The sequence below is a fragment of the Desulfuromonadales bacterium genome (assembly GCA_035620395.1).
Classification (GTDB): domain Bacteria; phylum Desulfobacterota; class Desulfuromonadia; order Desulfuromonadales; family DASPGW01; genus DASPGW01.
This window is the reverse complement of the sequence record DASPGW010000296.1, coordinates 1-5,854: the sequence shown is the minus strand read 5'-3', so window position 1 is coordinate 5,854 and position 5,854 is coordinate 1. Positions and strand designations below refer to the sequence as shown.

Here is a 5,854-nt window from a genome sequence, read left to right as displayed (position 1 = left end):
TGCCATGAGGGCCACGGAAAGGAAAAGATCACCGAGTTGCTGCGGTTTCTCGACGGCTACGTCGTTTTCCACTTCGGCGAGGAGGAGAAGCTGATGCAGCACTACGGCTATCCCGGCATCGCAAGCCACCAGCACGAGCACACATCGTTCATTAACCGGCTGCAGCACCTGAAACAGAACATCGATGCTCAGGGACCCACCCAGACCCTGGTCACCCAGACGGTCCGCATGCTGCTCAACTGGATCGTGAAGCATATCAAGAGCGTCGACCTCGAGCTCGGCGCCTTTCTCAAGCCCCGGATCGCCGCCCCCTGAGTTTGCGGGCAGCTGGCGGGCCCCCTTGATTTGTCAGCCTTTATTTGCCGGGCGGGGTGGCTTGCGGGGTCAGTATCCCCTCCGCCGCCCTGATCCCGCTGGCCCAGGCGCCGGTGATGCCGCGCGAGGTCCCGGCGCCGTCGCCGACCATGTAGATATTTCCGCTCACGCGGAAATGGTGGTCGAGAAAAGCGGGTTTGTTCGCGTACATCTTGATCTCCGGATAGTACATGATGGTGCTCGGGTGGAGGACGCCGGGGACGATGGTATCGAGCTTCTTCAGCGCCGCCCAGATGTGGCGCATGAGCTTGGCCGGCACGGCGAGCCCCAGGTCGCCGGCGGTGACCGGGCAGCTGGGGGGAAACGCATAGAGATCCTCGTTGAAGGTCCCGGCGGTGGAGCGTTTCCCCATGCGGAAATCTCCCACCCGCTGCATGAGCGGCATGCCGCCGCCGATCTCGTTGGCCAGGCGGCCGAGGTAGACAGCCATCTGCTGGCCGCTCCGGACCGGGTCTCTCAGGCCGATGGTCTTGAGCAGGGCGAAATTCACCAGGTCGTTGCCGGCCTGCGCCGCGGAGAGGGCATGGCCGTTGACGAGGCTGAACCCCTGGTAACGCTCGAGCACCACCCGTGCATGCCCCGAGTTGGTGCAGAAGGTGCGTACTCCGTCGGGGAAGAGAAACTTGGGGTCGTAGTAGTCGTTGACGATGGGGTAGTTGTTCGCCGTGGTCTCGATGCGGATGCCGACATCGACCACGTTGTCGACGTAAGGGATCCCCATCCGTTCCATCACCTGCTGGAGAAAGCTGAAACCCTTGCGTCCGGGGGCGACGATCACCTTCCCGGCCCGGACCGTTTCCGTACCGGCGATGACGACTCCCGGGCCCTCGGCGCCGTCGAAGACGTCGGTCACCTCCCTCTCCAGCGATAAGTGCACCCCGCGGCTTTCGAGCTCGGCCAGCAGGCGGCGGATCAATGCCCGGCTCCGGTCGGTGCCGACATGGGCCTGGCGAACGTCGAGCAGCGCGACGCCGATGCGCTCTGCCCGGCGCTGGTAGACCTCCAGGTTCTGTTTCTCCTTGACGGCCGGCTGCAGACACTTCTCCACCAGGGGGAGGAGCCGCTCGGCCTCTTCCCGGGTCCAGTTCTCGGCGGCAAAGCCGATGGGCCAGGAGTAGTTCTGCTTGCAGTCGTTCAGCAGGCCGCCGGAGCAGATCTTTTCCCGGTCGACCATGAGGATGGAAAGGGAAGGGGCGAACTCGGTGAGATGAAAGGCCGCACCGAGGCCGGCCGGGCCGGTGCCGACGATAAGGATGTCGTAGTCGGGAGAGAACATGGGTGACCCCTTGAAAGAGTATGGCTGCCCAATTATAACCTCCTTCGGGGGTCATGGGGCTACGGAAGACGATAACCGTGCAGCGCAGGGGGAGGGTGGGCCGATATATGCAGGCACACCGGATTGACTTTGACCAGTGGATGGCGTTCTAATGGGGATGCTGGAGCCCGATGCGGCCCCAGCGTTTTTTTGTTGCTTCTGAAAGATGGACATGAACACCACGGCCCGATCCGATACGAGCCCGCCGGCACAGGGCGGTCTGCGGGAGATGCTGGCCATCTCTCTGCCGATGGTCGTTTCTCATGCCAGCGAGACGGTGCTGGTCTTCACCGACCGGCTCTTTCTCTCCCGCCTCGGGCCGGTGCCGATGAGCGCCGCCATGGGCGGGGGGCTGACCGCCTTCATGATGACGACCTTTTTTCTCGGCGTGATCGGTTACACCACCGCCCTGGCGGCACAGTATCTCGGCGCCGGGCAAAAGAGCCGCTGCGCCACGGTTCTCTCCCAGGCGGTCATCATCGCGCTGCTCGCCTATCCGCTGATCCTCGCCGCCCGGCCTCTGGCCCATGGGCTCTTCGCCTTCACGGATATTCCCGCCGAGCAGCTCGGGCCGCAGAAGCTCTATTTCGATATCCTCCTCGGCGGCAGCATCCTCGCGCTGCTGCGCAGCTGTTTCGCCAGCTTTTTTTCCGGGGTCGGACGGACCCGGGTGGTCATGCTCTCGGCGCTGACGACGATGCTGGTCAATGTCGGCGCCAACTACGTGCTGATCTTCGGCCACCTCGGCCTCCCCGCCCTGGGGATTCGCGGGGCGGCCTACGGCACTATTCTCGCGAGCCTGTGCGGACTCCTCGTCCTGCTGGCGGCCTACCTGACCGAGAGCAACCGCCGCGAGTTCGGGGTGGTTTTCCCGCGCCTGGACGGCAAGGTGATGCGCAAGCTGCTGCGCTTCGGTTATCCGGCGGGGGTGGAGCTCTTCCTCAACCTGCTCGCCTTCACCGCCATGATTCTCGTCTTCCATGCCCATGGCCTGGCCACGGCGACGGCGGTCACCATCGTCTTCAACTGGGACATGGTCTCCTTCGTGCCGCTGCTCGGCATCCAGATCGGCGTCGTCAGCCTGGTCGGGCGCTACATGGGGGCTGGCCGGCCGGAGATCGCCGAGCGCGTGACCGTCTCCGGCCTGAAGATGGGCTGGGCCTACTCGGCGGTCATCCTCGTCCTCTTCGTCGGTTTTCCCGAACAGCTGGTTGCGGTCTTTCAACCCGAGGGTGCGGACCCGCTCTTCGCCGAGGCGGCTCCGCTCGCTGCGGGGATGCTGCGCCTGGCCGGCCTCTACGTCATGGCCGACGCGGTGATGGTCGTCTTCAGCGGTGCCCTGCGTGGCGCCGGAGACACCTTCTGGACCATGTGCATTTCGGTCGGCCTGCACTGGCTGCTGCTGCCGCTGCTCTTCATCTCCCTGAACATCCTCCACCTGCCCCCCCAAACCGCCTGGCTGGCACTGGTTGTTTTCTTCCTTTCCTTCAGTGGCGTTTTCTACCTGCGCTATCGCAACGGCAAGTGGAAGACCCTGGCGGTGTTGCACTAAGGGGTAATGAGGTATTTGTTTTACAATGGAAATCGTGGTATGAAAGCGTCTGAAGGTTGGACGGCCTGAACCCTGGAGCGGGACCCCGATGTACAACGATCATTTCGGCCTGAAGGAAGCGCCATTTTCCATCGTCCCGGATCCGCGTTACCTCTACCTGAGCGGCGCCCATCGCGAAGCGCTGGCACATCTGCTCTACGGATTGCGGGGGGAAGGCGGCTTCGTGCTGCTGACCGGTGAGGTCGGCACCGGCAAGACGACCATCTGCCGCTGCCTCCTGGAGCAGGTGCCGGACAAGGTGCAGGTGGCCCTGGTGCTCAACCCTTCCCTCAGCGTTCCCGAATTGCTGGCGACGATCTGCGACGAACTCGGCATCGCCTACCCTGAGGGGAATGCCAGCAACAAGACCTTTATCGATGTCCTGAACCGGTTTCTGCTCGATTCGCATGCCAAAGGAATGACGACGGTACTCATCGTCGACGAGGCGCAGAGCCTCTCCGCTGATGTCCTGGAACAGCTCAGGCTGTTGACCAACCTGGAGACCAGCAGCCGCAAACTGCTGCAGATCATTCTGATCGGCCAACCGGAACTGCGGGACCAGTTGGCGCGCAACGACCTGCGGCAGATCGCTCAGCGCGTTACCGCCCGCTACCACCTGGGACCCTTGGGGCGCGCCGACCTGGCCGACTATCTGCAGCATCGCCTGGCCGTAGCCGGCGGCCGCGGCCAGATTTTCACTCCCCGGGCGATTGCCACTCTTTATCGCGCCAGCCGCGGCATCCCGCGCCTGGTCAACGTGCTGGCCGATCGCGCCCTGCTCGGTGCCTATGTGCAGGGGCAGCCCCAGGTGGATGGCCCTACGGTCAGGCGGGCCGCGGGCGAGGTGCTGGACCCGCGGCCATCTGCCTTCGGTGCCCGGCGCTGGTCCCTTGCCGGCCTGCTGGCGGCGGCCGTCGTACTGGCTCTCCTCACCCGCTCGCCAGTACCCGAATCACCGGCCGGCACGGCGGCCGCAACGGTCCAGCGGGTTGCCGTCCCGCCGCCGCCGGTAGAGCCGACGCCAGGCCCCACTGCAGCCGGGCTGGTTGCCCTGCCGACGGGGGGCAGCGAGAAGCGGCTGGCCGATATCGATCTGTTGCGGTTGTGGGGAGTCGAAGCCGGCGACGGGGGCGAATTGTGCTCGCTCGCGCAATCGGCCGGCCTGGAATGCCTGCAGAGCGCCGGCTCCCTGCACCTGCTGGGGCTGCTGGACCGGCCGGCGATTCTGCATCTGCGCACCGCCGGCGGGGAGCCATTTTACGCGACCCTCGTCCGGCTTCAGGGTGACCGCATGGAGTTGCTGATCGGCGGCCAGCGTCACAACCTGTTGCGCCGGGAGTTCGAGCAGCATTGGCTCGGCGAGTTCAGCCTGCTCTGGCGGCCGCTGTTCCCGTTGCCCAAAGCGCTGGGCCGTGGCGACCGGGGCGATGCCGTGAAGTGGTTGTCGCGCGCCCTCCCCGACGGGGCGGACAGCCCCGGGGCGGCGACCGAACTCTTTGACCTGCGGCTGGAGCAGCGGGTCAAGCAGTTCCAGGTGCGCCATGGCCTGCTGCCCGACGGCATTGCCGGTCCAATGACCCTCATCCTGCTCAACCAGAGGCTCGGGGCACCGGGGCCGCATCTGGCCAAAAGCGAAAGGGAGCCCTGACGTATGTCGTTCATTCTCGATGCGCTGAAAAAATCGGAAGCCGAACGCCGGCAGGGGGAGGTGCCCCGGCTGCAGAACGAACCGTTCTCGCCGGCGCCCCGGCGGCGGCCGATCTGGCCCTTTCTTCTGGTCCTGGCCCTGCTGCTGAACGGCGTCGTTTTCGGCTGGTGGCTGCTCGCTCGGGAAGAGAAGCGCGCAACGGTTGCAGTGTCTGCCGGCGGCCAGATCGCCAGTGCTGCGCCGGCCGCTTTGCCTGCCGCGACCAAGGCAGAACCCGCCGCCGCACCCGGCGGATCGGCAGCGCCGGCGCTGCCGCCGGAGCCGGAGGTGGTCACGGTGGTCATCGAGGAGACCCCGGTCAGGCCGGCGGCGCCGGCCGCCCGCCCGGCGCCTGCCAGGGCTGCTGAAAAAAAGACGCAGGTGCGGCGGACAGATCCGCCGCCGGCGGCACCGACACGGTCGAAGGTTGCTGCCGCCGCCCCGGCCGCGAAATCCTTTCCGCCGATTGCCGAACTTCCGGACAACGTCCGCGCCGGCCTGCCCCGTCTCGATCTGCATCTGCACTTTTTTACCCCGGAACCCGAGCGCCGGCTGGTCCGGATCAACGGTCTCAACCTGCGGGAGGGGAGCAGCAGCGGGGACGGCCTGAGCGTGGTCGAGATCACCCAGGACGGGGTTAAACTATCTTACGGCGGGAATCGGTTTTTCCTCCCGACCGGCCGGCCATAATGTGGAGGGACCCGATGTCAAAACTGCTGTTGCCTGTCCTTGTTCTTGTCGTTCTGTTTGGCCTGCTCGGCTGTGGTGAGGACGATCAGCCGACCCGGCCGAACGACTTCATTCCGCTGTCGTCCATCGAGATCGTCTCCCAGAACCCGGCCATCGCCAATCTGACCTCGAACCAGTTTACCGCCAGCGGCAATTT

At 65.3% G+C, this 5,854-nt stretch carries 6 protein-coding genes; 5 read left to right on the top strand and 1 reads right to left on the bottom strand.

Annotation, left to right across the window (positions count from 1 at the left end):
• A partial coding sequence (locus tag VD811_16060; protein HXV22499.1) for a hemerythrin family protein occupies nt 1-315 on the top strand: 315 nt, incomplete at its 5' end.
• Nucleotides 316-355: 40 nt separating this feature from the next.
• Here VD811_16060 and VD811_16055 read toward each other — a convergent pair.
• Nucleotides 356-1,651: a pyridine nucleotide-disulfide oxidoreductase gene (locus tag VD811_16055; GenBank protein ID HXV22498.1), complete on the bottom strand. Its 1,296-nt coding sequence runs from the start codon at nt 1,649-1,651 to the stop codon at nt 356-358.
• 211 nt (nt 1,652-1,862) lie between these two features.
• On the opposite strand from VD811_16055, the gene VD811_16050 reads away from it, so the two are divergent.
• The 4 genes from VD811_16050 to VD811_16035 form a co-directional block, all read left to right on the top strand.
• Nucleotides 1,863-3,242: an MATE family efflux transporter gene (locus VD811_16050; protein HXV22497.1), complete on the top strand. Its 1,380-nt coding sequence runs from the start codon at nt 1,863-1,865 to the stop codon at nt 3,240-3,242.
• 88 nt (nt 3,243-3,330) lie between these two features.
• A complete protein-coding gene (locus tag VD811_16045; GenBank protein HXV22496.1) occupies nt 3,331-4,929 on the top strand; it encodes an AAA family ATPase in 1,599 nt (532 codons plus the stop codon).
• A 3-nt stretch (nt 4,930-4,932) separates the two neighbouring features.
• Nucleotides 4,933-5,658, top strand: a complete 726-nt coding sequence (locus tag VD811_16040) for a general secretion pathway protein GspB (GenBank protein HXV22495.1) — start codon at nt 4,933-4,935, stop codon at nt 5,656-5,658.
• A 14-nt stretch (nt 5,659-5,672) separates the two neighbouring features.
• Nucleotides 5,673-5,854, top strand: a 182-nt coding sequence (locus VD811_16035; GenBank protein HXV22494.1) for a hypothetical protein, incomplete at its 3' end; no start/stop codon positions are given.

Coding starts and splice junctions, on each gene's coding strand:
- VD811_16055 (HXV22498.1), bottom strand. CDS start 1,651: ATGTTCTCTCCCGACTACGACATCCTTATCGTCGGCACCGGCCCGGCC.
- VD811_16050 (HXV22497.1), top strand. CDS start 1,863: ATGAACACCACGGCCCGATCCGATACGAGCCCGCCGGCACAGGGCGGT.
- VD811_16045 (HXV22496.1), top strand. CDS start 3,331: ATGTACAACGATCATTTCGGCCTGAAGGAAGCGCCATTTTCCATCGTC.
- VD811_16040 (HXV22495.1), top strand. CDS start 4,933: ATGTCGTTCATTCTCGATGCGCTGAAAAAATCGGAAGCCGAACGCCGG.